The 22,625-nt window shown below is 61.4% G+C and carries 30 protein-coding genes and 1 pseudogene; 16 read left to right on the forward strand and 15 right to left on the reverse strand.

Features of this window, described 5'->3' with window-relative positions:
* Window positions 1-11 precede the first annotated feature (11 nt).
* Both FPJ27_RS04855 and FPJ27_RS04860 read right to left on the reverse strand, forming a co-directional pair.
* Window positions 12-572, reverse strand: a complete 561-nt coding sequence (locus tag FPJ27_RS04855) for a RidA family protein (protein WP_204422182.1) — start codon at window positions 570-572, stop codon at window positions 12-14.
* Entirely contained in the window at window positions 569-1,636 is a 1,068-nt protein-coding gene (locus tag FPJ27_RS04860; protein WP_239483231.1) for an acyl-CoA dehydrogenase, read from the reverse strand. The genes FPJ27_RS04855 and FPJ27_RS04860 overlap by 4 nt, the downstream gene beginning before the upstream one ends.
* On the opposite strand from FPJ27_RS04860, the gene FPJ27_RS36290 reads away from it, so the two are divergent.
* Window positions 1,622-1,759 carry a hypothetical protein gene (locus tag FPJ27_RS36290; protein WP_233465565.1) on the forward strand — a complete coding sequence of 46 codons (138 nt, stop codon included), beginning with the start codon at window positions 1,622-1,624 and terminating at the stop codon, window positions 1,757-1,759. The two genes, FPJ27_RS04860 and FPJ27_RS36290, sit on opposite strands and share 15 nt — an antisense overlap.
* 41 nt (window positions 1,760-1,800) lie before the next feature.
* Here FPJ27_RS36290 and FPJ27_RS04865 read toward each other — a convergent pair whose 3' ends face one another.
* The 5 genes from FPJ27_RS04865 to FPJ27_RS04885 form a co-directional block, all read right to left on the reverse strand.
* The gene (locus FPJ27_RS04865) at window positions 1,801-2,811 is read right to left on the reverse strand and encodes a class I SAM-dependent methyltransferase (protein ID WP_204422184.1); all 1,011 of its coding nucleotides are present in this window, start codon (window positions 2,809-2,811) and stop codon (window positions 1,801-1,803) included.
* A gap of 23 nt (window positions 2,812-2,834) precedes the next feature.
* The gene (locus FPJ27_RS04870) at window positions 2,835-4,358 is read right to left on the reverse strand and encodes a class I adenylate-forming enzyme family protein (RefSeq protein WP_204422185.1); all 1,524 of its coding nucleotides are present in this window, start codon (window positions 4,356-4,358) and stop codon (window positions 2,835-2,837) included.
* On the reverse strand, window positions 4,348-5,568 hold the full coding sequence (locus FPJ27_RS04875) for an MFS transporter (protein ID WP_175694251.1): 1,221 nt from the start codon (window positions 5,566-5,568) through the stop codon (window positions 4,348-4,350). The genes FPJ27_RS04870 and FPJ27_RS04875 overlap by 11 nt, the downstream gene beginning before the upstream one ends.
* Window positions 5,569-5,675: 107 nt before the next feature.
* Window positions 5,676-6,062: an ectoine synthase gene (locus FPJ27_RS04880; protein ID WP_072438009.1), complete on the reverse strand. Its 387-nt coding sequence runs from the start codon at window positions 6,060-6,062 to the stop codon at window positions 5,676-5,678.
* A 987-nt stretch (window positions 6,063-7,049) separates the two neighbouring features.
* Window positions 7,050-7,661 carry a TetR/AcrR family transcriptional regulator gene (locus FPJ27_RS04885; RefSeq protein WP_204422186.1) on the reverse strand — a complete coding sequence of 204 codons (612 nt, stop codon included), beginning with the start codon at window positions 7,659-7,661 and terminating at the stop codon, window positions 7,050-7,052.
* 177 nt (window positions 7,662-7,838) lie between these two features.
* Between FPJ27_RS04885 and FPJ27_RS04890 the strand changes: the two genes are divergently transcribed.
* The 12 genes and pseudogenes from FPJ27_RS04890 (at window position 7,839) to FPJ27_RS04945 (ending at window position 17,160) form a co-directional block, all read left to right on the forward strand.
* Window positions 7,839-8,012: a hypothetical protein gene (locus tag FPJ27_RS04890; protein WP_204422187.1), complete on the forward strand. Its 174-nt coding sequence runs from the start codon at window positions 7,839-7,841 to the stop codon at window positions 8,010-8,012.
* A gap of 128 nt (window positions 8,013-8,140) precedes the next feature.
* The gene (locus FPJ27_RS04895) at window positions 8,141-8,728 is read left to right on the forward strand and encodes a tetratricopeptide repeat protein (protein WP_072438012.1); all 588 of its coding nucleotides are present in this window, start codon (window positions 8,141-8,143) and stop codon (window positions 8,726-8,728) included.
* Between the two features lie 120 nt (window positions 8,729-8,848).
* Entirely contained in the window at window positions 8,849-9,676 is an 828-nt protein-coding gene (locus FPJ27_RS04900; protein ID WP_204422188.1) for a hypothetical protein, read from the forward strand.
* 115 nt (window positions 9,677-9,791) lie between these two features.
* Window positions 9,792-10,814 carry a hypothetical protein gene (locus FPJ27_RS04905; RefSeq protein ID WP_204422189.1) on the forward strand — a complete coding sequence of 341 codons (1,023 nt, stop codon included), beginning with the start codon at window positions 9,792-9,794 and terminating at the stop codon, window positions 10,812-10,814.
* A gap of 356 nt (window positions 10,815-11,170) precedes the next feature.
* Window positions 11,171-11,326, forward strand: a complete 156-nt coding sequence (locus FPJ27_RS04910; RefSeq protein ID WP_165948038.1) for a hypothetical protein — start codon at window positions 11,171-11,173, stop codon at window positions 11,324-11,326.
* 534 nt (window positions 11,327-11,860) lie between these two features.
* The gene (locus FPJ27_RS04915; protein WP_204422190.1) at window positions 11,861-12,046 is read left to right on the forward strand and encodes a hypothetical protein; all 186 of its coding nucleotides are present in this window, start codon (window positions 11,861-11,863) and stop codon (window positions 12,044-12,046) included.
* A complete protein-coding gene (locus FPJ27_RS04920) occupies window positions 12,047-12,313 on the forward strand; it encodes a DUF1488 domain-containing protein (protein ID WP_034181437.1) in 267 nt (88 codons plus the stop codon). It abuts the gene before it with no gap.
* A 249-nt stretch (window positions 12,314-12,562) separates the two neighbouring features.
* The gene (locus FPJ27_RS04925; RefSeq protein WP_239483232.1) at window positions 12,563-14,239 is read left to right on the forward strand and encodes a SagB/ThcOx family dehydrogenase; all 1,677 of its coding nucleotides are present in this window, start codon (window positions 12,563-12,565) and stop codon (window positions 14,237-14,239) included.
* Window positions 14,240-14,306: 67 nt separating this feature from the next.
* Window positions 14,307-14,555: a hypothetical protein gene (locus FPJ27_RS04930; RefSeq protein ID WP_239483233.1), complete on the forward strand. Its 249-nt coding sequence runs from the start codon at window positions 14,307-14,309 to the stop codon at window positions 14,553-14,555.
* A 65-nt stretch (window positions 14,556-14,620) separates the two neighbouring features.
* Window positions 14,621-15,339 (forward strand): annotated as a pseudogene (locus FPJ27_RS04935) (Crp/Fnr family transcriptional regulator).
* A gap of 248 nt (window positions 15,340-15,587) precedes the next feature.
* Window positions 15,588-15,791 carry a hypothetical protein gene (locus FPJ27_RS04940; protein ID WP_072438017.1) on the forward strand — a complete coding sequence of 68 codons (204 nt, stop codon included), beginning with the start codon at window positions 15,588-15,590 and terminating at the stop codon, window positions 15,789-15,791.
* A gap of 496 nt (window positions 15,792-16,287) precedes the next feature.
* Window positions 16,288-17,160, forward strand: a complete 873-nt coding sequence (locus FPJ27_RS04945) for a slipin family protein (RefSeq protein WP_072438018.1) — start codon at window positions 16,288-16,290, stop codon at window positions 17,158-17,160.
* A gap of 307 nt (window positions 17,161-17,467) precedes the next feature.
* Here FPJ27_RS04945 and FPJ27_RS04950 read toward each other — a convergent pair whose 3' ends face one another.
* Window positions 17,468-17,647: a hypothetical protein gene (locus FPJ27_RS04950; protein ID WP_072438019.1), complete on the reverse strand. Its 180-nt coding sequence runs from the start codon at window positions 17,645-17,647 to the stop codon at window positions 17,468-17,470.
* A 26-nt stretch (window positions 17,648-17,673) separates the two neighbouring features.
* Between FPJ27_RS04950 and FPJ27_RS04955 the strand changes: the two genes are divergently transcribed.
* Entirely contained in the window at window positions 17,674-17,892 is a 219-nt protein-coding gene (locus FPJ27_RS04955) for a hypothetical protein (RefSeq protein WP_204422191.1), read from the forward strand.
* A gap of 72 nt (window positions 17,893-17,964) precedes the next feature.
* Here the strand turns inward: FPJ27_RS04955 and FPJ27_RS04960 are convergent, their stop codons facing one another.
* The 7 genes from FPJ27_RS04960 to FPJ27_RS04990 all read right to left on the reverse strand — a co-directional run bounded on the left by FPJ27_RS04960 (window position 17,965) and on the right by FPJ27_RS04990 (window position 20,878).
* Window positions 17,965-18,306: a hypothetical protein gene (locus tag FPJ27_RS04960; protein WP_072438021.1), complete on the reverse strand. Its 342-nt coding sequence runs from the start codon at window positions 18,304-18,306 to the stop codon at window positions 17,965-17,967.
* 46 nt (window positions 18,307-18,352) lie between these two features.
* Window positions 18,353-18,559: a hypothetical protein gene (locus FPJ27_RS04965; RefSeq protein WP_110281321.1), complete on the reverse strand. Its 207-nt coding sequence runs from the start codon at window positions 18,557-18,559 to the stop codon at window positions 18,353-18,355.
* A gap of 10 nt (window positions 18,560-18,569) precedes the next feature.
* Window positions 18,570-18,782, reverse strand: coding sequence for a 30S ribosomal protein S21 (gene rpsU / locus FPJ27_RS04970; RefSeq protein ID WP_034181433.1), 213 nt, complete (start codon window positions 18,780-18,782; stop codon window positions 18,570-18,572).
* A 33-nt stretch (window positions 18,783-18,815) separates the two neighbouring features.
* The gene (locus tag FPJ27_RS04975; RefSeq protein WP_072438495.1) at window positions 18,816-19,025 is read right to left on the reverse strand and encodes a hypothetical protein; all 210 of its coding nucleotides are present in this window, start codon (window positions 19,023-19,025) and stop codon (window positions 18,816-18,818) included.
* A gap of 47 nt (window positions 19,026-19,072) precedes the next feature.
* Window positions 19,073-19,357 (reverse strand): hypothetical protein, encoded by a 285-nt coding sequence (locus FPJ27_RS04980; RefSeq protein WP_072438497.1) that lies wholly within the window; start codon window positions 19,355-19,357, stop codon window positions 19,073-19,075.
* Window positions 19,358-20,092: 735 nt separating this feature from the next.
* Window positions 20,093-20,296, reverse strand: a complete 204-nt coding sequence (locus FPJ27_RS04985; RefSeq protein ID WP_034181431.1) for a cold-shock protein — start codon at window positions 20,294-20,296, stop codon at window positions 20,093-20,095.
* A gap of 297 nt (window positions 20,297-20,593) precedes the next feature.
* Complete coding sequence (locus tag FPJ27_RS04990; protein WP_072438023.1) at window positions 20,594-20,878, reverse strand: hypothetical protein; 285 nt, start codon at window positions 20,876-20,878, stop codon at window positions 20,594-20,596.
* A gap of 842 nt (window positions 20,879-21,720) precedes the next feature.
* Here FPJ27_RS04990 and FPJ27_RS04995 point away from each other — a divergent pair.
* Both FPJ27_RS04995 and FPJ27_RS05000 read left to right on the forward strand, forming a co-directional pair.
* Window positions 21,721-21,936: a hypothetical protein gene (locus tag FPJ27_RS04995; protein ID WP_072438024.1), complete on the forward strand. Its 216-nt coding sequence runs from the start codon at window positions 21,721-21,723 to the stop codon at window positions 21,934-21,936.
* A gap of 413 nt (window positions 21,937-22,349) precedes the next feature.
* Window positions 22,350-22,622, forward strand: coding sequence for a metal/formaldehyde-sensitive transcriptional repressor (locus FPJ27_RS05000; protein WP_072438025.1), 273 nt, complete (start codon window positions 22,350-22,352; stop codon window positions 22,620-22,622).
* Window positions 22,623-22,625: the final 3 nt, after the last annotated feature.

A 22,625-nucleotide genomic window follows, 5' to 3' on the forward strand; every position in this document is an offset into this window, starting at 1 on the left:
TTTTTGGAATTTTACGTCTGCGCCTTACCCCTCGCCGTGAGGCCGCCTTCAGCGGAATCCTGCCAGACGAATGCAACCAGATCCACTTCGACCGCAGCGTATCGAGGCAGCCGGAATGCGCTGAGTGACGTTCTGGCGTGTACGCCCGCTTCGCCGAACACGGAATACACCACCTCCGATGCGCCATCGGCGACGGCACTGTGTTCTTCGAATGCGGGGTCGCTTTGCATGTAGACGCCGATGCGCGGAACTGCCCGGACCCGATCGAGGGTGCCGAGTGACCGTTGTAATAGCGCGATGCAGCGTGCGGCACAGATCATCGCGCCGCGCCGACCATTGTCCACCGACACTTCCGATCCGATCAAACCGCGAATGGTGATTTCGCCGTTAAGCTTCGGAATTTGTCCACTGACGAAGATCTGGTTGTCACAGCGCATGAGCGGAGCGTACCGCCCGGCCGCACCAAAGTCGTCGTCTACGGCGAGTCCCAGCGCATCGGCAATTCCGCGGAATATCGCGTCCCGGTTCATGTCGATCATCTCCGTTTCGTCGTCCGGCGCTGTGGTATTCATTGATACACCGGCGGGGAATCGCGGGAGGTGCCCGTCGAATGCGTGATCGCGTGGCCGCCATACGCAACAGCCGCCGCGTCCCAGCCGACGTCGATGTGCGATGCCATGACCTGCAGGTCGCGCCAGTGACGTTGTGCAGGATGGGCGTCGAATGCCGCGGCGGTGCCCATGCTGCCGATCAGTCGTCGGATCGCGTCGACGCAAAGCTGCGCGATGAATGCGCGATCACGCCTGATGCGGACCGTCTCGGCAGGCGACACCGCGCGCCGCGCGGTGCCGGCCGTGTGCAAGGTGCGGACCAGCGCGTCGTAGAGACGACCCGCGCAGGTGAGCTCCGCGTCGCTTTTCGCGATGTGCCCGCAAAGCATCGCGTCGCAGCTTCTACCGCGGCTGCGGAGCGTATTGATGCAGTGCCGGTACGCGCCCTGTGCGCAGCCTAGAATCGGTCCGATGATCCACGTCGTGCTGTACGGGATGAGCGGCACGTCGTACAGATACGCGTCGGGATGCAGGTCGGCGCCGGCGGGATGCGGGCCAAAATAGTTCGAACGAGCGAAGATCCACTCGTCCGATACGTACAGATTGTCGAATGCAATATCCCTGGAACCTGTCGCGCGCATGCCGGACACGTGCCACGTGTCGAGCGCACGGACGTCTTCACGTCGAACCACGACCTTGAAGATCTCCTGGGCCTCCGGTGCGTCCGTCCCGCTGAGTCGTGCCGAGACGATCACCCAGGTTGCGTGATCGATGCCCGAGCTGTAGCGCCAGATGCCGTTCAACCGGAATCCGCTGCCGTCCCTGGCGAACGTGCCGTTCTGAACCGTGGCCGTCGCGAACAGCTGTCGCGGCCCGTTCGCGAAGATGATGTCCTGACAGGCGGCGGGCAGGCGCGCCGCAGTCGTCACATGTCCGCCGACGACACTTAACATCCAGGCCGTGGACGCGCACGCGGTGGCTGCGAGCCGCGCAGCTTCGACAAGTGTCGGGAAGTCCTGTTGCAATCCGCCGTAGCGGCGCGGTGTCAGCAGGTGGAGGAGCCCGGCGTCGTGCAGTTCGGCCATTGTCTCGGGCGACAGGCGCGCGAACTGATCGGCCGCCTGTGCGCGAGCCTGCCAGCGCGGGAGCAGTTGTTCGATGCGTCGGCCGATCTGCGTGCGCTCGAGTTCGAGCCCGTCCACGCATGACCGGATCGTATCCATTGACATGAGGTCATCATGCAGCTGCATCACGTCGCGTCTCCTCGCGGCCCGGCCACTCTGCGCGGTACGGGGTGATCGAAGCAGAACACGGGCTCGATGCAGGGTTCGCCGAGCAGCGAGACGAATTCCTCGATCGATCGTGCGTCGTTGGAGGCGACGAACTCGTGAAAATTCGTCCCGTTCCAGAGCAGATAGACATGTTCGAACTGCTCGTGGATCGACGCGACGAGCGTATCGAACGTCACCTGTCCGTTTTGCATCTGCGAAAGCATCTGGTTGCGCTTCCAGTCGATTTCCTCGCGGCTGAAGTAATGACTCTTGTGCAGTTCGTCCTTGACGCTCTCGCGCTTGTCGTACTCGTCGAGCGAATCGCAGTTGAGCTTCTCGAGGAAGAAGATCAATCCGTTCGGCTTGAGCAGGCGCGCGACATGACGAATCTGGTCCGCGCGATCCACGCCATAGAACTGAAATGCGGCAGTTTCGTAGATGTAGTCGAAAGTGCCGGAGAAGCGGTCGAGGCGTGCATGCTCCCGGAACAGCCGAGGGGTGACGTGGGCGAATGCCTGCGGGTGGAACGTCGAGAAGTCGTGATTGGCGAACTGGTTGAACGCCGTTTCGTTGGCCGGATTGGGCGAGTTCGTGAAAGTGCGGATCAGGCCGTTCGATCGTTTTGCCAGCGTTCTGCCGTTGGTGCCGTCGAAGGCATCGACTTCGTAAAACTCGAAGTGCTGATCCGCGTGCTGCCTGCGACGTTCGGAATACCGCGTGAGCGCGACGCCGACGCGCGACATTTCCTCCAGTATGGCTGGCACGCTGGCAAGAAAATGCGTGAACAGCGGCCCGGCTTCGGCGACCATCAGGTCGTGATACGCAAGCACGTCCGGATCGCGCAGCAAATGGCGGATGCGGCTCGCGACCGATTGCTTCGGCACCTGCGTCGCGCCCGTCGCAAGGCTGTGAAAATAACTTGCCATCCGGATCATCGACGCGCTTTCCAGGTATTGCTCCGCGCCGTCCTCGATTCCGCTTGACGTCATGGTTGGCCTCTTCACATGTGGTATCAGTTCAAACCCTGGGCGGACACCTTGCCGCCGAACGTTCTTGGCAGCGCTCGCAGGAAGTCGATGCTTGCCGGAACCGCGGCGGAATCCAGATGGCGGCGACAATGATCGAGCAGCTCGATTGCGTTGGCCGCAGATATCGCAGCCGGAACGACATAGGCTTTGGGGACGCGTGCCCCGTCTGACCGAGAAACCGGTACGACGAGCGCTTCCGCAACGGATTCGTGGTCGAGCAATACCCGCTCGACGGCGCGCGGATTCACCGGCACGCCGTCTCGAGTGAACAGGTCGCCCTTCCTGCATTGAAAGAACAGGAATCCGTCCTCGTCCATCGCGAACAGATCACCGGTCATGAACACGCGCGATTCACCGAAACATCCTTTGCGAATGACGCGGGCGGTATCGCTTTCGCGCCCCCAGTATTTCTCCATCAGCAGATCGCCGGCTACCGCCAGTTCACCGACCTGCCAGGGCTGGACCACGAGCGCATTGTCGTTGCCGACGAGGTAGGTTCTGATGCCCGGAATGGCTTTGCCGACCGAGCCGATACGTCGATCGAGTTCGGCGGGCGGCAGGCAGGCGATGCGTTTGCACTCGGTCGAACCGTAGTTGCAGTAGATCAGGACAGCGGGCAGCGCACGCCTGAGCAGGCGAATGTACTTGCCGGGCAACGCCTGTCCGCTGGTCGAGACATACCGCAGCGATTGCAGTCTCGAGGCAGGCAGGTCTCCCGATTCGCACAGACGGAAAAGCGCCGGCGGAAAGACATGCAGGCCGGTTACGCCGTGTCGCTCGATGATGTCGACGATGGCGGCGGCTGAAGCTGGCAACGCCGTCTCGACCACGGCACGGCCCCCGAACAGCAGCGGCATGACCGTGTTGTAAAAGCCGTAGTCCGAGCTCAAGCCCGGGGAGAAACTGAGCACGATGTCGCGTTCGCTATTGGCGAGATAGCCGGAGACCGAGCGGAACGCGGCAATCATGTTCCGGTGTGTGACGAGCACGCCCTTCGAATCGCCGGTCGAGCCGGATGTGTAGAAGATCGTTGCTGCGTCATCCATGGAGGGATTGCCCGCTTCGGATGCGCCGTCGGCCGCGAAGCAGACGACATATTCCGACAGGTCGCCGCGGGTCGCGTCGATCGTGACCGCGCGATGACGGGACGCGATGCGGGGCGAGGTCGATCGCGATGCCACGAGCGCGCTGGCGCCGCAATCCGCGATCTGCTGCTCCAGTTCGGCGGTGTCGATCGTGTGCCTGATGCATGCCAGTACGCATCCGGCCTTCAGGATGCCGAATGCAGCCGCCACCGCATGCACGGACATCTCCGAATAGATCGCGACGCGCGCGCCGGAGGGAATGCCGAGACGGTGAAGCGTATCGGCTATCGTCAACATCACGTCCAGCAATTCGCCGTAGGTTGCCGAACGTCCGTCGACCACCAGCGCGACTTTGTCTCGCCGGCCGCTCGCGCTGCGCTCGAAGTATTGCGGGAATCGTTCAATCATGGCATCAGCCTTCATGTGAGGACACCGAGGCCGACGAGGGGCTGTGGCCTTTTCGAATGCGGGGCGCGAGCGAGACCAGCAACCCGAGGCAACCCATGCACACGGATAGCACCATGATTACCGTGTCTGGTCCGAAACGCGTCGAGAACGCGCCTACCGCGACGCCCGCGAGCGGCTGTGTCATGTTGTTGAGGAGGATGACGACTCCCGTCGTCTTGCCGTAGTCGCGCGCGGGGATGATCTTCTGCCGCGTGCTCCGGATGTACACGTTGAACATCTTGTCGAATCCGACGATCAGGAGGAAGCCGAAAACGTACCCTGCAATTCCCGGGCTGGCTGCCGCGATAACGCCGCCGATACAGATCGAACCGAAGCCGACGAGGCCGAGGACGCGCCTCGGGACATGCAACCTCGCCGTCATCAGCAGAATCGCGATCGTCACGCACGCGCCTGCCGTTTGCAGTCCTGCGTAATAGCGTCCGCTTTCGTGATGAAAGCCGGTGACCATCGCGGCGGATGTCGCGAGCGTGACGCCGATCACGAGGTTCTCCGCGGCAGCCAACATGATGACGGACTTGAGGCCAGGGAGACGGATGACGTGAGACAAGGCCGTCTTGATCGGCGTGAACCAGGTGCCGTGCGTCCCTTCCGGCATCACGAATTCGAACGCGCTGGCCTTTTGCCAATAGGCGAGCGCGACGTCGGCTGTGACAAACAGCACGGCCGCGGCCACCACGACGAATTCCCAGCGCCACCACGACAGCAGGATCGCCGCGAGCATGGGGCCGAGCACCAGACCAAGCTGGTCGGCCAATTGCGAATACGACAACACTTTTTCGAAGCGATGGCTGCTGAATATCTGCGGCAGCATCACCTCGCGCGCAACGATGCCCTGACTCGTCAGCATGCCGCACAACGCGGACAGCGCGATCAGCCATCCGATGCCGCCGACGAGGTCGTAGGCGACGACGCCCGCGACGCATACTGCCGCGCGGAGAACCTGACTGACTCGCATCAGTTTCGTGGGCGAATACCGGTCGCAAAGCGCGCCTAGAAACGGGAAGCACAGGTATCTCGGCAGTGTTTCGAGCGAAAACGCGATGCCCGACCAGGACACGCGTCCTGTCATCTGAAAGATGACCAGCGGCACGAGAAACAACAGAATCTGGTCGGCGAGGCGGGCAAGGAAAAGCGAATGGAAAAAGGCTTGATGCTGGGCGCGCACGAACAGTCACCTTTCTTTTGCGCGGAGCACGCGATGCATGCGCGCTCCTGCGGACGTTGCCGGGAGGTCTGGTACCCCGGGGCCTCTTGGAATGAGCGTATCGAGCCTCAGTAAGCGGACGCTTCTGCAGACCCCAGGTTATGCCGTTCGTGTCCCTTGAGTGGGGGATTGAAGACGCTGACAAGCACCAGATCCCCGTCTTTGCCGCCGCGCAGGTAATGCTGGTCGTGTCGATCGAGCACGTAGATGGTGCCAGGGCGGATCGGAAAGACGTTACCGTTCATGTCCTCGACCTCGCCTTCGCCTGCAATGCAATAGCAGGCTTCGAGATGGTTGCGGTATTGCAGGAGCGATTCTGTTCCCGCACGCACCACCGTATGGCACACGCCGTAGCCCATGCCGTCCTTTTCCGTCAACAAGCGATGGCTTGTGCCGGAGCCCCATTCGACAAGCAGCCCATCTTTTTCGACGTCTCTCAGGTTCCTGACGAACATATTCGCACTCCTTTCTTTTTTGTAAGAAATTATTGTCCTGCTCTCAGCGGAAGCGAAGCCACGAAAAAGCAAGCCAGTGCCCGTAACAGAATGGCCGGCTAAATCATGTAGTTTTTCAACATTAACCGCTGATGGCGTGGCTGGTCAAGAGCGGGATATGGGGGAATTTCCGGTGATTATGTAAATCTACCTTGGAGGTGTTTGGGGTGAGGCTGGGCAGGAGCAATGTAGTTTATCTACATTTTTTGTGGGTTGCCTGGCTTGCCGACATAATCCGTGGCGGTGTTCCCTGGCAGCGACACTGCCTTGCGATCGCGACGTAGCGAACAAGCAGAGCGATTTCCGGTGCGTACCAAGACGTTCTCGTGTGGGCACGGCCGGCCGAGGCCAACTCGGAGTTCCTCCAGTGATTGGCATCGAATGGCGTGGCCGGATCTGACGTGCCGCAATTCGCCGCGACGACCCAGGCGACAATCGCATTTCCTGAACGTCTTCCGTTGGCGGGGGAAACCATGGACATGCAGTTAGCGGGTGAAGAACTGATAGTCAGATTCCGGGAAACAATCGACAAGGGCGTGAGCGGAATTCTGAGGCCGTGGCAGATCAGGCGGGAGGACCGCGCGCGACTGCAGGACCACCTACGCCGAGCTTCGGTCATTAGATCTCACGGTGTGGACGTCTCTTTTGACGGCCGATGACAGTCATCAGCCGCGAGGCGGCGTGACTATGCGGGAGATTTTTCCAAAGACAACTTTTCTGGGAATTCCCGCACCCAAGGACGTCATTTCTGAGACGGGCGATATCGAGTCATCTCGGAAGAGATGTCCGAGTTATTGATTTCAATAGGGTGCCAAAGACACCTTTTCTGAGAGCCCACAGGTGGTCTTTTTGTAGACCCGCAAAGCATGTTTGCCGCGTTACCCGGTCGCCGCTGCTTCGAGCGAACAACAATAGCGAAGCAAGTTATCTACCTATCAGGACAACCCGTCACGAGCGTTGCGTATGGGCGTCCGCATGTTTCGCGTGCCCGGTGCCGCCACGTATTTCCTGTTCCAGAAGCGCTTTCGCGGCTTGCCACGCTCGCCCTGCGGACGCCGAATCGTTGAACGCTCTCGCTTCGACTGTCGCACCGTCCAGCAGCATCATATAAACGGCCGCCAGCCGTTGTGCCGTTTCGGGCGAAACGAGAGCCGCGAGCAGTTCGGCGATCCATTCGACCATCTTGCGGCGATAGCGGATCGCGACATCCGAGATGGGGGCATACGCCGTTCCGAATTCGGCCAACGCGCGCTCGAACAGGCAACCGGCGAATGCCGGCGTATTGAACCACGCTTCGTACCAGTCGAAAATCGTCTTGACCCGCTCGATCGGATCGGTAACGTGCCGCAGTTGCGCGTCGATACTGCCTACGATCAGGTCGTAACGCTGAACCAGCACTTCCCGGATCAGCTCGTCCTTGCTCGGAAAATGCCGGTATAGCGTCATTCGGGCGACGCGAGAATCGTCGATGATCCAGTCGACACCGACCGGATGAAAACCGTGCTTCGAGAACAGTTCGGTAGCTTTATCTACCACCAACTGGCGTTTGCTGGCTCGCACGAACGGCTCCCTCCTTGATCCTTCCGACTGCGTAGATTCAACATTCTAGCATTGTACCGCTCGGTCACATCCGGTCTGGCCACCGACCTCCCTGACTTGGCGGGCCTGGCCCTGATACGCGTTCGCAAGTTGTCTTGACTATGATATAGACCGATATGTATCATTTGAAACTGGAAAATGACGGTCGATGATGCGTGCTTTGAAAAAACAGGAACGCCAGCCATCGATTTACCGCTCGACGGTGCCGCAGCGGGCACCGTGGCGGAATTGAAAGAATGCCGGAGCGGTGCCCTGTGCGCCTCGCCGGCTTCTGACGATGCAGTAGTAATACAAGACGACAAGAGAACCTGAGAGAGCCTTGGGCTGCGTGTCGGCGTTGGCGGATGTATTCGCACGCGCCGTGCGCAAACCGGTGCGCGCTCGCGGGGCGGGATCGCGCGAAGCAATCGGCGCGAATAAAACTTGAGGAAAGCACAAAAATGTACCGCCGTTTACTCGCACCGGGGCTGCTGTTGCTGCTGGCCGCGTGCGCGCAGGATCCGTCCGTGACCAGCAACACGGTGCGGATCTGCGACGACACCGGCTGTTCCTATCGACCTAAAGATCAGGTCTCCTACCAAAAGAAGGACGATGCGGAAGATCGCGAAGACCCTCGCATCGTCGCGCTGAAGGAGGCCGCGAAGGCCCAGCCGAAGGCTGCCTACGATCTCGGCCTGCGTTATTTCCGCGGCGACGGCGTGCGCCAGGACAGCTACCAGGCACTCAAGTGGATGCGCGACGCCGCCGAGCGCGGCGACCTGCGTGCGCAGAAGGCGCTCGGCAGTTTCTACCTGTTCGGCCTCGAGGAAATGGGCTCGGATCCGCGCGAAGCGGACAAGTGGCTGTCGATCGCGGCCGGCCGCGGCGACAAGGAATCGAAGAAGCTGCTCGAGCTCGCGCGCAAGGCGAAGAAGGAAGACGAAGAAGACTGGAAATGGCGCACGCAATGGCGTGACGTCTATTACGGCTACTGGAACTCGGGCTATCCGTACTACGGCGTCTGGAATCAGACGTACTGGTACTACTGACCGGGCCGGAAGCAACGGGGGCGGCAGCGGGGAGACCACCATCGCGCGCCATGCCGGGGGGCTTATCGACGTTCGTACGGACACGTAAGCCGAACAACGACTCTATCGATCGATAACGACATGAAGACCATCCTTTCCCATCGCCTCACCCAAGGTGCGCTGGTTGCAGCGCTTTGCGCGTCCGTCGCGGGCTGCGGCGGCGTGGTGACGCCCGGCGGCCAGAACGCCGGCGTGACGGGCGCCGCGGCAGGCGGCACGAGCGCCGGCGCCGATTCGGGGCTGCAGCGCTGCGCGTCGCCGCTCGGCACGATCGCGGTCGACGACGGCCGCAACGCCGACTGGTGGGGCCCGTTCGGCAGCGCGACCAAGATGACGACGATCGACCCGCTGCTGCGCCTGGCGGTGCAGCAGTCGAACTGTTTCGTGATCACGTCGATCGGCAACCAGAAGAGCGACGCGCGCCTGTCGCGCATCACGCAGTTGCAGCGCAGCTCGGGCGAATACCGCGCGGGCTCGAAGCAGCAGAAGGGCCAGCGCGTCGCGGCCGACTACTACATGGAACCGCAGATCGTCATCAACGATTCACCGATCGGCGGGATCGGCAGCATGATCGGCGGGCTGATCGGCAACGGCGCGGTGGCGGCGGTGGCGGGCCACCTGCAGATGAAGGCGTCGGTCGTGACGCTGACGCTGTTCGACGTGCGCTCGGCCGTGCAGATCGCGGCGTCGGAAGGCAGCTCGACGGCGACCAACTACGGTGCGGCGCTGGGCGGTTTCGGCGGCGGCGTGGGCGGCGCGCTTGCGGGCTTCTCGTCGACGCCGGAGGGCAAGGCGACGGTCGTCGCGTTCATCGACGCGTACAACAAGATGGTCGTCGCACTGCGCAGCTACAAGGCGCAGGACGTCAAGGGCGGCCTCGGCCGCGGCGGCCAGCTTCAGGTCAATTGACGTCCACGGACCGGCGGCGCGCCGCCGGCCGATTTCCGATACGTGAATGTCCGTGCGTGCGGCGTGATCTGCACGTATCGGCTTCGTTCGTCCTTTTCGTTCCGAGGTGACTCCGATGAAAGCCGTTGCATTGATCGCATTGACCTGTCTGGCGCTGACCGCTTGCGGCGGCGACGACAATTCCTCGCCCGCATCGTCCGGCAGCGGATCGGGCACGAGCAATAACGGCGGAAGCGGCGGCACTGGCGGCACGGGTTCCGGCGGTACGGGAAGCGGTGGCAGCGGCGGTTCGAGCGGCTCGGGCGGCAGCATGCTGACGCTGCGCTACGACGCCCAGCCGACCGCGGCGGATCAGGCCGGCTTCCTGACGCTGCTCAACAGTGAAGGCGCGAAGGGCTATCGTTATCTGGGCGACTACTTCTACAACGCGTCCAACGGCGGTTCGCGCTCGATCTTCGTGAGCGACGGCACCGCACAGACGTACACGTACCAGCTGCAGTCGACGCCCGCCGACATGACGGGCTTCGTCAGCCAGGCCAACGCGCAAGGCGCGAGCGGTTACCGCTTCGAAGGGCCGCTCACGTACGGCTATCTCTATCGCAAGGACGGCGGCTCGTCGGCTACCTATACGTATGCGACAACGGGCCTGCCGGCCGACACGAACGCGTTCCTCGCGCAGGCGAACGGCCAGGGCCAGTCGGGCTACTGGTTCGTGGGCCCGATGATGGTCGGATCGGTGCAGGCGAACGTGTACATGAAGAACAACGCGTCGAATTCGACTTATACGTACGACGCGCTGGTGCCGACGTCGAACGTCGGCGACTTCATCGCGCAGGCCAACAGCGAAGGCGCGAAGGGTTATCGCGCGAAAGGCGGGATGCTGTTCGGCAGCACGATTTCGTGGGTCTACGTGAAGGACCAGACGCAGTCGCCGACCTTCACGTACCAGTCGGCCGCGATCCAGGCGACCGGCGCCGGCTTCGTCCAGCAGTCGAACGATTTCGGCGCGCAGGGTTCTGCGTATCTGGGCGATCTCGCGCTTGGCACGACGACCCCGGTGATGGCGTCGTTCTATTTCAAGCCGGCCAACTGCACGGGCTTCCTGTGCACGACGCTGAATCCGCTCACGCAGAACTGAGCGGGTGCCTCTGGCGCAGCAGCATTGCGCAGGTCATTCGCTGCTGAATGACCCGCGCCCGCTGGATCGAGTGCCTCAGGTGCGCCACGTCATCCGTGGACGCATCTTTTGCCGCCGGCTTGCCGGCGGTATTTCGTTTTCGCGTACGGCAGAAGCCGGCCAAACGCCGGCCCCTTTTTGTCCGGCGGACCAGAAAATCGGCCGGAACCGAAGCGAAGCTGCCGGCCTCCATCGACCGCCGGGCCGGGGAAACGCTGATTCGTTTTCCTGAGGGACAGAAGCCGTGCCGGACGCTGGTTTCCGCGAGTGCATCACCTACAATGTAAAGATGGTCGCGACCTGTCAAGGAGGCTACCATGACTCAGTCAATGATTAGCTTTGTAGTTGGCCTGGCGGTCGTACTCGCCATCGCGGTCATGCTGGCGCTGCGTTACCTGCGCGACCACAAGGGCGAAGGGATGGTTCAGTGGCTTGACGCACATCACATGGGCTGGATGCACCACAAGCACTGACGGCGTGGTCGATGATGCGGTTCCGATCACGCTCCACGAAGCAGTGACGACAGTTGTGCGCGACGCTGAACAAGCCGCCGCGCACGCTGCGCGTCGTTTGGGTCGTGGGGCCGGGAAAATGCTGGCCGGCGGCCGCCCAGTCCGGTTGATGACAATAGTGTGGCCTGGAGGGAATCGTGCCGTTGATGGCCCTTGACGCGAGATAGCGCTTGCATGGCCGTGATATAGGGCGCATTCTCATGAGGTTCGATGTGTGCGACCGGTGATTTTGTTTCGACTCCTTACGCTTCCCCCTGTCCGCACGGTTCCGCAGAACGCTCACCACGATGACCCCGCGTGCGAACGTCGAAGCTGCGAACGTCGTGCGTCAACCCGGCCTCCCCGCGAGGCTCGATCCGGCAGTTCAGTGCGCAACAGAGGCCGTCGGCGGCAAGCCCGCGGGTAGTCCGTTCGTGCCTCCTGTGGGCCGGACGACGACGAAATTCGGTCGCCGCGACGGTCCTGACATTTGAAATTCATTTTTCGGGAACCGGCATGCCCAAGCAAACCGAAGGAAAGTCAGCCACGTCCGTCAGGCAAAACGATTACGTCGACGCGCAAAAGTCCCGCGCCCAGGCACTGAAGCGCGCGGACATCGAGCGCGCCGAGAAGCGACGCGAAAATGATGCCCGCCTCGATGTCAACGCGAGCAAGTGGCGTTATATCTGCCAGGAGGGTTAGATGGGAAAAATCGACGCGGCACTCAACTTCCCAAATCCCAGTCGCACCTACGACATGTCCAGACACTGCGTGTGCTTCTGGGGCTACGACAATGCTCGCGAGATTACCTTTCTGGTCGACGATGCGATGCTGGCGAAACTGAACTCCGACATGGATTCGAGCGAGCCCGCGTTGCTGGCGGCCTTCGACCGCAACCGCGACCGGATCCTGGGGCTCGCCAGAGATCTTTACAAGGGCGGCCCCCAGAACAGGTACATGATCTCGTGAGACGGGGCCGGTTTGCGCACGCACCCGACCCGACGTGTGCCTTCCTTCTGACCTGCACTGGCCGTGAGTAGTCGTCTGCGGGCGTCGGGACTGCCGATCGTTCGGGCGGAGAGCACGGACGGCTCGGTCCGGCGGGCCCGCGACCATTTCCTGTCGATCGCATACTGAAGAGTTCGGGGAAAACCAGCACTCGCACCTCTGCGAATTCGACGTTGAAGGAAGGGGAAGGCGCGCGCCGGATTCCCCGACATGATGACGGCCGCGCTTCAGCGTCGAGCCATCCGGTTTTGTACAGTGCGTATGCGGTATTCCGGGTCTGAGGTGGACATGGATCGGTCAAGGCATGCGCTGCTTGATTATCACGAACGCAGCAAGCACCGTCTCGACTTGTACGCTCCCGGCCCCGGGAGGCTCGACTGGGCAACCCAGCCGGACCCGTTCCGGGTGTTTCGCGGCGCACCGCGCGTTGCTCTGCCATTAGCCGCGGACACGCTGGCCACGCGCTACAACGCGTTGCGTTGCGGCAACCTGCCGCCCGCGCACGAATTCGATCTGTCCAGTCTGGCAATCCTGTTCGAACTCTCGCTCGGCTTGTCGGGGTGGAAATCCTATGGCACCCAGCGATGGGCACTGCGCTGCAATCCTTCGAGCGGGAATCTGCATCCGACCGAGGGCTATCTTCTGTGTCCGGCCCTGCCCGGCTTGTCCGCAGGCGTCTACCATTACCTGAGCCGGGATCATGCATTCGAACATCGTGTCGCGGTGGACGAGCCGCAATGGGCCGACGCGTTTTCGGGAAGTGGCGTCCTGGTCGGCATCAGCTCGATCCATTGGCGCGAAGCGTGGAAATATGGCATGCGCGCGTGGCGCTACTGCCAACAGGATTGCGGCCATGTCGTCGCCGCGATGAGTTATGCAGCAGCTGCGCTCGGCTGGCAGACGCGATTGATGGAGGCGGCTGCGGATGATGCAGTGGCCGATTTGCTTGGCGTGGACCGCCGCGAAGATTTCAGCGAAGCCGAAGCGGAGGCGCCGGATCTTTTGCTCTGGATCGGCAACCCCGAGATGCGACCCGATCTCGACAGCATGCGGATCGCTTTGGGCAGCGCACGGTGGCACGGGCGCGCGAATCAACTGAGTTCGGGGCATGTGGCCTGGCCGGACATCGATTCGATTCATCGCGCCACGCACAAGACCCGTACTCGCGAACCACCGTCGCCGAACCCGGAGCCGTGCCCGGCGCCGGCGACGCCAGCCCTCGATCTCGGCTTCGCCCGAATCGCCAGACAGCGTCGCAGCGCCGTGAATTTCGATGGCACGACGCGCATCGGCGACGCGGCCTTCTTCAGCATGCTGACCTGCCTGCTGGCACGTCCCGGCACACCGCCGTGGAATGCGCTGACGTCTCCTGCCGCGGTGCAGGCGGCGCTGTTGGTGCATCGCGTCGACGGCCTGGAGCCGGGCCTCTATATGCTCGCAAGAAACCCTGGCGCACTGCAGGATCTCAAGCGATCCCTGCGTCCGGAATGGCTGTGGCAAAAGACCGGGCCGGACGACCTGCCGCTCTATCTTCTACTGCCTTACGATTTGCGCGCGGTGGCAAGGTTGATCTGCTGCCACCAGGATATCGCCGCCGATTCCTGCTTTGCGCTCGGGATGATCGCGAGATTCGAAATCGCGTTGAAGCAGCCATGGCGTTATCGCCATCTGTTCTGGGAATGCGGGATGCTTGGCCAGGCGCTCTATCTCGAAGCAGAAGCCGCCGGCGTGCGCGCGACGGGGATCGGCTGCTTTTTCGATGATGAAATGCACGCGTTGCTCGGCGCGAAGGATCATGTCTGGCAATCCCTGTATCACTTCACCGTCGGTGGCGCGATGGACGATCCACGTCTGTCGGAATTTCCGCCGTACGAGAGACAGCCTTGACGGACAGCCCACGCGTCGATCCTGTCCCGATTCGACCTCTCCGGTCAATTTCACCCGGAGTGCTAGGATGATTGAACACGTGCAGAAAGTCATCATGGACGATTTCACATTCAGTACCAAAACGCACTTTGCGCGCATTCGTGTGATGGAATCTGCGCATGGTGCGTACCGAGGCTATGTGTATTTGCGCCGCACCAACGAGGGGCCGAACGATGATCCCCCATATCCGACCGATTTCGATCGGGAGCGGTACGATCTCGCGCTCGAAGATGCCAAGATCCTCGCGCAGCGTCTGCTTCGCGAGTTCGAGTCTTGAGCCGATGACGCGTCGTGGCGTCGAGCCGCTCCGGGTGGAGGCCGCAATCACTGCGGGAGCGACCTATGTCGGGGCAGCCATCTCAGATTGACAATCATCTGCTCGCAGCCTTGCCGGCAGAAGCTCTGGCGCATATTTCGCCGCATCTTGTGCTGGTCGACATGCCGTTGGGAAAGGTGCTGTACGAGTCGGGTGGCGCGCTCAGCATGTCTATTTTCCGACGACATCCATCGTCTCGCTGTTGTACGTGATGGAGGACGGCTCGTCAGCCGAAATTGCCATCGTCGGCAACGATGGGTTGATCGGCATAGCGCTGTTCATGGGGGGCGAAACGACCCCGAGCCGCGCGATCGTCCAAAGCGCCCGACACGCTTACCGACTCGATGCACGCATCCTGAAAGACGAGTTCCGTCGAGGCGGGTCGATGCAGCGGCTCTTGCTGCGCTACACCCAGGCGCTCATTACCCAGATGGCGTAAACCGCCGTCTGCAATCGACACCATTCAATCGATCAGCAGCTGTGCCGCTGGCTGCTGCTCAGTCTCGACCGGTTGCCATCGAGCGAACTGAAAATGACGCAGGAGTTGATCGCCAACATGCTCGGTGTCCGACGGTCGGGCGTGACGGAAGCTGCGCTGAAACTTCAGGATGCCGGATTGATCCGCTACAACTATGGACACGTCGAGGTATTGGATCGCTCCGGGCTCGAAAAGCGTGTGTGCGAATGCTACGGCGTGGTCAGGCGAGAATTCGACCGCTTGCTTCCCGATTTGAAACGACTTTAGAACCGGCACCGAGGCCACGCGCCTGTCCGTGCCATCGGGTTCGTACGGCAGCGTACCGACTGCCGAAGTCCGCAGGCGCATGGTCTTATATGACGCACAGACTGCTGATCGGCCGCAGACGTCATGGAGAGAGGTATGCCGTGATGGAAGCGGGCCGTTGCGATCCGTATCGCCTGCGCAGCTTGATCTCGACTCGGGCGGTGCAAGCCAATCCATGACGAAACGCGGTTTCCTGAGGGAGCTTGTCGATGAACGATCATCCGAAACGAGAAAAGAATTCGCAGGACGGGCAACAGGAACAGGCGGACGCACGCGCGACCGACGACGGCATGCCCGTTGTTCATCCGGACTGGCAAAGACGCCCTACCTTTTCGTGGAAAGCCGTCACACCCAAGCAACGCATTTCCGATGCAAGGAAACGTCTGGGCATGGGTTTTATGTCGAACCATTAACCCAGGCGTAGCAAAACTCCTCGCTCTCAAACAGAACGAGGAGCCGCCCCAGCAAGGCGGAACTCGAAGCCGGCCAAGCGCCGGCTTTTTACTTTGGCACGTCGCTCGTTACGACAAACAGATGAATCCGCTGAGCCCTCGTTCGCGAGCTACGCCAGGACAAGTTCGCGGCACGAGGACCGCGATGCGGTTATGCCATTTCGTTCGTACACTCGGCCACTAACGCTTCGCGGCTTATATGGCTGGCGCGATTTCGCCACGGCATCGATTTTGTCCACGAGCTCCTTGGCGCATTGCTCATACAGTGCATCGACCCGATCGGTCGCTCCGTGGCCCTGTCCGGGTACGTCACCGTACAGATTTGCAGCGCAATCCGGCGCACGTTCTGAACGGGTACCCAAACCGCTGATGCCTGGGTGCCAGAGGGCAACCGGGCGAACGGGTGTCGTGCTTCGTGACGCTGCCGGAAGTCGGCATCATCGAATGGAGCGCCACCATGAATCCCGTCACACTATTTCTTTCCGCCGCCTTTATGCTTGCCGCGCTAGCCGTCGGCGCCTTGGTCAATCCGTATCTCGCGTTACCCTTCTTCATCGTCGCCGTCCTTGTCGCGCTCTCCGTGAAAGTGGCAAATGTCTGGGAGAAGTTCGTGATCCTGCGCGTCGGGAAACTGCAGAGCGTCAAGGGTGCCGGTTTTTTCATGATTATCCCGATACTGGACAACGTCGTCGCAGTGATCGACGAGCGTATTCAAACGACGGCGTTCAACGCACAGGAGGCGCTGACCAGGGATACCGTGCCGGTCAACGTCGACGCCATCATTTTCTGGCACGTACACGACGCTCAGAAGGCGGCACTCGCCATCACTGATTACCGGCAGGCCATCGATCGCGTCGCCCAGACCTCGCTGCGGGAGATGATCGGTTCATCGATGCTGGCCACGCTGCTCTCCGATCGAAAGGCTGCCGATGAACACCTGGCAGACGAGATCGGTAGAAAAACCGCAGACTGGGGTATCACGGTACGGTCCGTGGAAACCCGGGATGTGGCGATCCCTGTCGCGCTGCAGGATTCGATGTCACGGCAGGCGCAGGCGGAACGCGAGAAGCAGGCGCGCGTGATACTCGGTTCGGCGGAGGCCGAGGTGGCGGCGAAATTCGTCGAAGCTTCGAAAGTCTATGAAAATCACCCGTCCGCACTTCAGTTGCGGGCAATGAACATCATCTATGAAACGACGAAGGAGCGCGGGGCCACGATCCTGATTCCGAGTTCGATGGTGGACAGCTTGAACCCGGTCCTGGCGTTGGCAATTGCCGGGCATGACGCGGCGGAGTCGACATCGCCGCCGACGCTCAAGACAGCGGCCTAGCCATGCAGACAGCGCGTGTCGCTCGCGACCGCGCTGCTCCGTGGCGCGGAGCCGTACTAGGCCGAAGCGCGGAACGAGGAAACGCTACGCAGATATGGGTTGGGCACGCCGGACGACGGGCCCCGGTCGCCCGAGCGGTGTCGTTGTGCGGAGCAGCGCTGGATCAAGGCCAGCGCCGAATTCCCGACCCGCCTTGGCCAGTGTGTCTGATGCCGCAACGTCTGCGTTGCAGCCTGCGCGATGCGCGCACGACGACACGAGGCGCGAACGTCAACCGCCGCCTGCGCCGGGAGCAGTGTCGCGTCATTTACTTCACCTGATGGTCGGGACGGAAGTAGCGCCACTTGCTCGCATTGGAGTCGATGCGGGCGTCGTTTTGCGTACGCTTGTCGGTCCGTTCGATGTCGGCCCGGGCGAGGTCGTCTCGCTGTTTTTGCCGGGTTGCCTGATCGCGTCGATCGATTGCCGTGCTTTCCTGGTATTTCATGATTTCCTCGGAGCGAGGTGAGCGGGTTGTCGGCCAGCCGCGGCGAATTCGCCGCGGTTGGTGGGTCGGATCTCTGCTGGAGCGATCTCGCCATCGACGATGTCCCTGCCGAATTGCATCGCCAGTTCGACGGCGAACACCGCCGTTTCCGGCGCGCCTTCGTGGAAAACGGCCGTGTCGCGCGGCCGCGGAGGCGGTCGAGGCCGGGCAGCAGCCAGCGGCACGGTTGCCGATCGATCGAGTGATGCGGTTGCAGACGGCGGTCTGCGCCATCTGCGTGATTGGACGCATTGTCGCTCGTGCGAGTGCTGCCGCGATCAGACATGCTCCCTGAGGTAGCGGATGCACTTCATCCGTAGACTCGCCCGACCCGCGAGAGCGTCTCGAGGAGGGGGCGCCGGGTCTTTCGCCGCACCAACGAGCGGCTCCGAAAATGCAGCGTTGTCGACCGGGCGGACCGACTTCGCTATCTGAAGCGACGCATGGCCTATCCAGACACGATCGCGCCACTCGCATTTCGCGCGATGGACGATCAGCCAGCCTTGCAGCGATTCGACGAGCTGAAAGGGCGACAGCCACTCGCGAGACTGCCTTTGGGTGACGAGTTGCAGGACAACCAGGAAATAGAGCAAATCAACGTACTTGGTCGGGACGCGCATAGTCCATCTTCTGGTTGTCGATGCTCGCGAGTGTGGCGGCGTCGGCTCATCCCTGGATGCTGAGCGCCTTCTCGATCGCGGCAATCAGTTTGAACGCATCGTCCCGCCCGATCAGAAAACCGCGGCTGGTGTACTCGCATCCGAACGCATAGAAGCTCGGCAGCAGTGTCACCATGTCTTTCTGCTGATCGAAATCGACTTCGCATTTCGTCAGCGGGAAAAACGGCGGCTCTTCGTCCGGCATCTTGTACACGATGTGCTCCCTAGTACATTTTGCGGGGCGGCAACATGCGCTTCGCGCGCAGGCGCTGCCTGGAAACGGCGCTGGCCTTTTTCCGCTTGCGTTCCGTCGTGGGTTTTTCGTAGCTGGTGCGACTGCGCAACTCGCGAATCAGCCCGGTTTTCTCGATGGTGCGTCGGAATCGCCGGAGCGCGACGTCGATCGGTTCGTTGACCTTGAGTGTGACTGTTGTCATGTGGATCCTGTTTGGGAACATTTGAACGGAAAACTAGCCGAGTCGTGTCATGACGGCGCTCGCTATCTCGTCGGACTCGAATTCCGAATATCCGGCTCCCATCGATAGCGCGCGTACCGCCACGAACATTTGCAGTTCTTGCTGATGGCTTCGTGCCGAGTCGGCGATTCCGGCGGGCAGGACGGTGCCGGTCCAGGTGACCTCACGCCGTCTGATCAAGCCGAGTAGTTCGTCGATGATCATGTTGTCCTCCAAATCGCCGACCGATTGCGTTGCGTTGCCGCGGCGTGTCAGAGCCCGTTGGAAAAGAAGCCCTGTTTCTCGCGATTGTCGTCGATGATGTTCTCGGCGTAGCGCAGCGAAGCGCGACGTGCGTCACCGGCGCTGTCAAACGGGGAGTTGTCGCGCAATCTGAACGTCTGGCTCTGCGTCACCGTGTCAGGGGTGCCGCGAAGGCAAATCTTGACTGCCGCGTCGAAACCGGCATCGTAGTTATGCGGACTGCCATCCGGCGCCGGTACGTGGGGGTAAATCAGTGGATAAATCTCGAATCCACGGTAGACATGCATGCTCATGGCAATCTCCTGGCGTTCGGCCACCACGAATTGCATGGGCGAACACATCCGGCCAGTATCGCCGTTGCAGGGCGTGCCGGTGGGGTGAAAGGGACAACGTTGCAGCGCGAGGGAGGGGCGATGCAGCAAGAGGGTAGATGGAGGGGTGAGCAGTCAGACGGCAAGTGATCGCCCGAATAAACCCATCATACGCGCATCGTTTGTCGGGCGTTCAACTTATTCCGGATTGTGCGCGTCGACGCGCTTCGGCCCATCACGCCGAGATCGCGCTGCACGGCAGCGGTGACCGCCTCTTTGCCTCTTCGTCGCGCAGCGGTTGGCTCGTTCCGCTATTACGGAGCAGGCGGGCGCTTCTTCGGGCGCGATTTCTCGATAGCGGGAGCCTTGGGCGGCACCCAGTTCAATGCCGTGCCGAGCTTGGGCAGGGTCATGGCAGGCTTGGCACGCGGAGGCGCCTTGTTACTGCGAGGTTGACTTCTGGTCATGCGGGTTCTCCTGCTGCGCGGCTTGAGCGATCCGCCGAGCGGGACTCGTCCGATCACGCACGCGCGGCTGGACACGCGCGCTGCGCGGGGGCTGGGCATCTGCATACGCGCATGCTCGACGTCCGAATGCGAAACGGATGACCCGGTCGAGCTTGCATCGGGACGCGTGGCGCCCGCGATGGAGGTGCGTATGCGCAGGAAGCGGCAGTTACGTGCCGCTCCGTGAACGGGACTGACGGCTTGTGGGGACTTACAGGCCGGTAATGTTCGACGCCTGCAGGCCTTTGGGGCCGCTCTTGGTTTCGTAGCTGACTTTCTGGCCTTCGGCGAGCGTTTTGAAGCCGTCGCCGCGAATCTCCGAGAAATGCGCGAACAGATCGTCTCCGCCTGCGTCGGGCGTGATGAAGCCGAAGCCCTTGCTGTCGTTGAACCACTTGACGGTACCGGTATCCATGTTAGATCTCCTGAAAATGGACGAGCGTATGCGCCCTGAATGGACGCGGGAAAAAATAATCAAGGAGGGAGAGGACAACGAATACCGCAGGCCGCGGTTAATGATGGGCAGCAATCGCGCTTCTTGAATACTTCAGCGGCTGACAGTACGCCTCGGCAACGAAGGTGTCAAGCGCTTTCGGCCGAGGGGCAGAACAAGCGACTGCCCAGGAAAATCAGCATTCCATAAAAAATGCGCGAAAAATCCCCGCGCGCGGCCCTTCGTCGGCCCTGGCCGTACGCCGTCCCGACCGCAACGTCAGAGGGTTGCCAGCAAATGCAGCTGATGCTCGGTCTCGGTTCCGGTGATCAACGTGAAGAACCCTGTTTCCCGACGCTCGATCATCGAAAGGCCCTCTGCATCGGAGAAGATGTTCCACGCGACGTCATCGACATGTGCGTACCTTCCGCGCGTTCGCGCGAACGCTCGCAGCAGCGGGCTCGCTTCGCGGCGGAGCACCAGGCGGTCTGCATTCAACACATAGGGTGGCCAGCCGGCACGAAGGACGAGGTAGTGGGGAATGGAACTTCGGTCGATTTTCATGGGTGGCGCTGTTTGTTCCAGGGAGGGCTTACGTTAGCCGGCCCAGCTCGTGTCATTGCGGTCCTTTGAACAGAGCGTCGATGTGGACGCGAAAGACCGTTGGTGACGTGCTCGTCGCTTGTGCGTCGACGCTGCTCGATTCGCTGGACATCGTCGAATGCATCTTCAGTATCGATATTCCCGGTTCGTGCAAACCAGGCACTGCATGCTTCGAATTCATCGGTGCTTCATGATGCCGGCCATGAGCATCGGCTCCCATGCGTGACCTGCCTCCTGAATGCCGGAGCCGTTTTCTGGAACCGGAGGTGCAGCTAGCCCAACTATACGCGCTGCCGTCGTGACTCACACCTCGCTACAGTACGAAGGCACGCTCCGGCGACGGGAATTCAATCGAAATTTCGCTATACAAACGTATAGAACGGCGTAGCATCGAATCATCGGGTGACCAATGACCGATCCCAGCGCCTTGCTCAGCGTGCCCCTCTGAATGCGATTCGGCCTCTCACCGTGGTCGATCGTCCGGGCACCATTGATAGTGCTGACGTTCCCCTCTTGTCCCGTCGCTTGAGCGTGGCTTCGGAGGTATTCCGGAGCAACGGGCTTTCATTTCTGCCTACGGGCGGCACTTCATTCGCCGGTCTATCCGCGACCATCGCTGCGAGGTCGATGCGGATGCTTTCCTGATGTTCGTATCGGGTCGTGCGCCACACTGCAAAAGCGAGATGGCGAGTCGTGAATCCTGTCAGGAGGCCGATCGGACAATGGCACTTCTTGAAGTCCGACGCTTTCTCGCGCTGCTCCCGCGACAGCCTGGTTCGCGGTAACCCAACAGGGAGGAGCCCATGCTCTTCAATTCGACACGGTTCCGAATCGATCCGACACCCCGCAGGGCTGACGGAGAGTACATCGCGCATGTGAGGATCACCACGGTTCTTCTGGATGGAGGCGAGCGGGAAGTGCACGCCAGCGGCGATCTGGCTGGTTTCGATGCGCGCGATGACGCGGTTGCATACGCGACAAAATGGGCCGAAGGATGGCTGACCGCCCAATTTGGTTGAAGCGAGCGCTGCTTGGAGCAAGTCTCCGTCGCACTCGTTTGCGTCGACTGTAACTTCAGCGGCATGACCCGCATTTGTGCTCGGTGTTGAGGCCGTTTGCGGCAGCAGGATCGTGCACAAGACACTCGTTCTACTTTCGCAAGCGGCCAAGGACACAGGCGGCCGACACAACGCCGGATCTGCGGCGTGTGGCTCGCACGGCGACGGCAGGGTGTCGACGAGCGCGCTGCAGTCCTGCCGAGCGATTTCGGCCTGGATCACCGCGTTGCCCGGGAAATGGTCGATCGCCCGAGGACGTTGAAATCCTTGTGCAGACGAAGCGACAGCGTTGTCGTCTTGTTCGGCATACCCCTACCCCCTATATGGAAAATCCTTTCCGGATATACTCCCCCCCGGTATATGAAAGGATCGCCATGAGCCACACCGTCAAGGAAAAGCAGAAGCTGCTGAATCGTGTCCGCCGGATCAAGGGACAGGTCGAAGCGATCGAACGCGCGCTGGAGGAAGAGCGCGGTTGCAACGAAATCCTCCAGCTCATCACGAGCGGCCGCGGTGCGATGAACGGCCTGCTCGCGGTCGTGCTCGAGGATCACATCCGCAGCCATCTTGTCGATGCCGAAGGGCACGAGGACGAGGGCAGCGCGACCGAACAGCTGATCGAAGTCGTTCACAGCTACTTCAAATAATCG

It is taken from the genome of Burkholderia sp. MS455, assembly GCF_016899445.1.
Taxonomy (GTDB): Bacteria; Pseudomonadota; Gammaproteobacteria; order Burkholderiales; family Burkholderiaceae; genus Burkholderia; species Burkholderia pyrrocinia_C.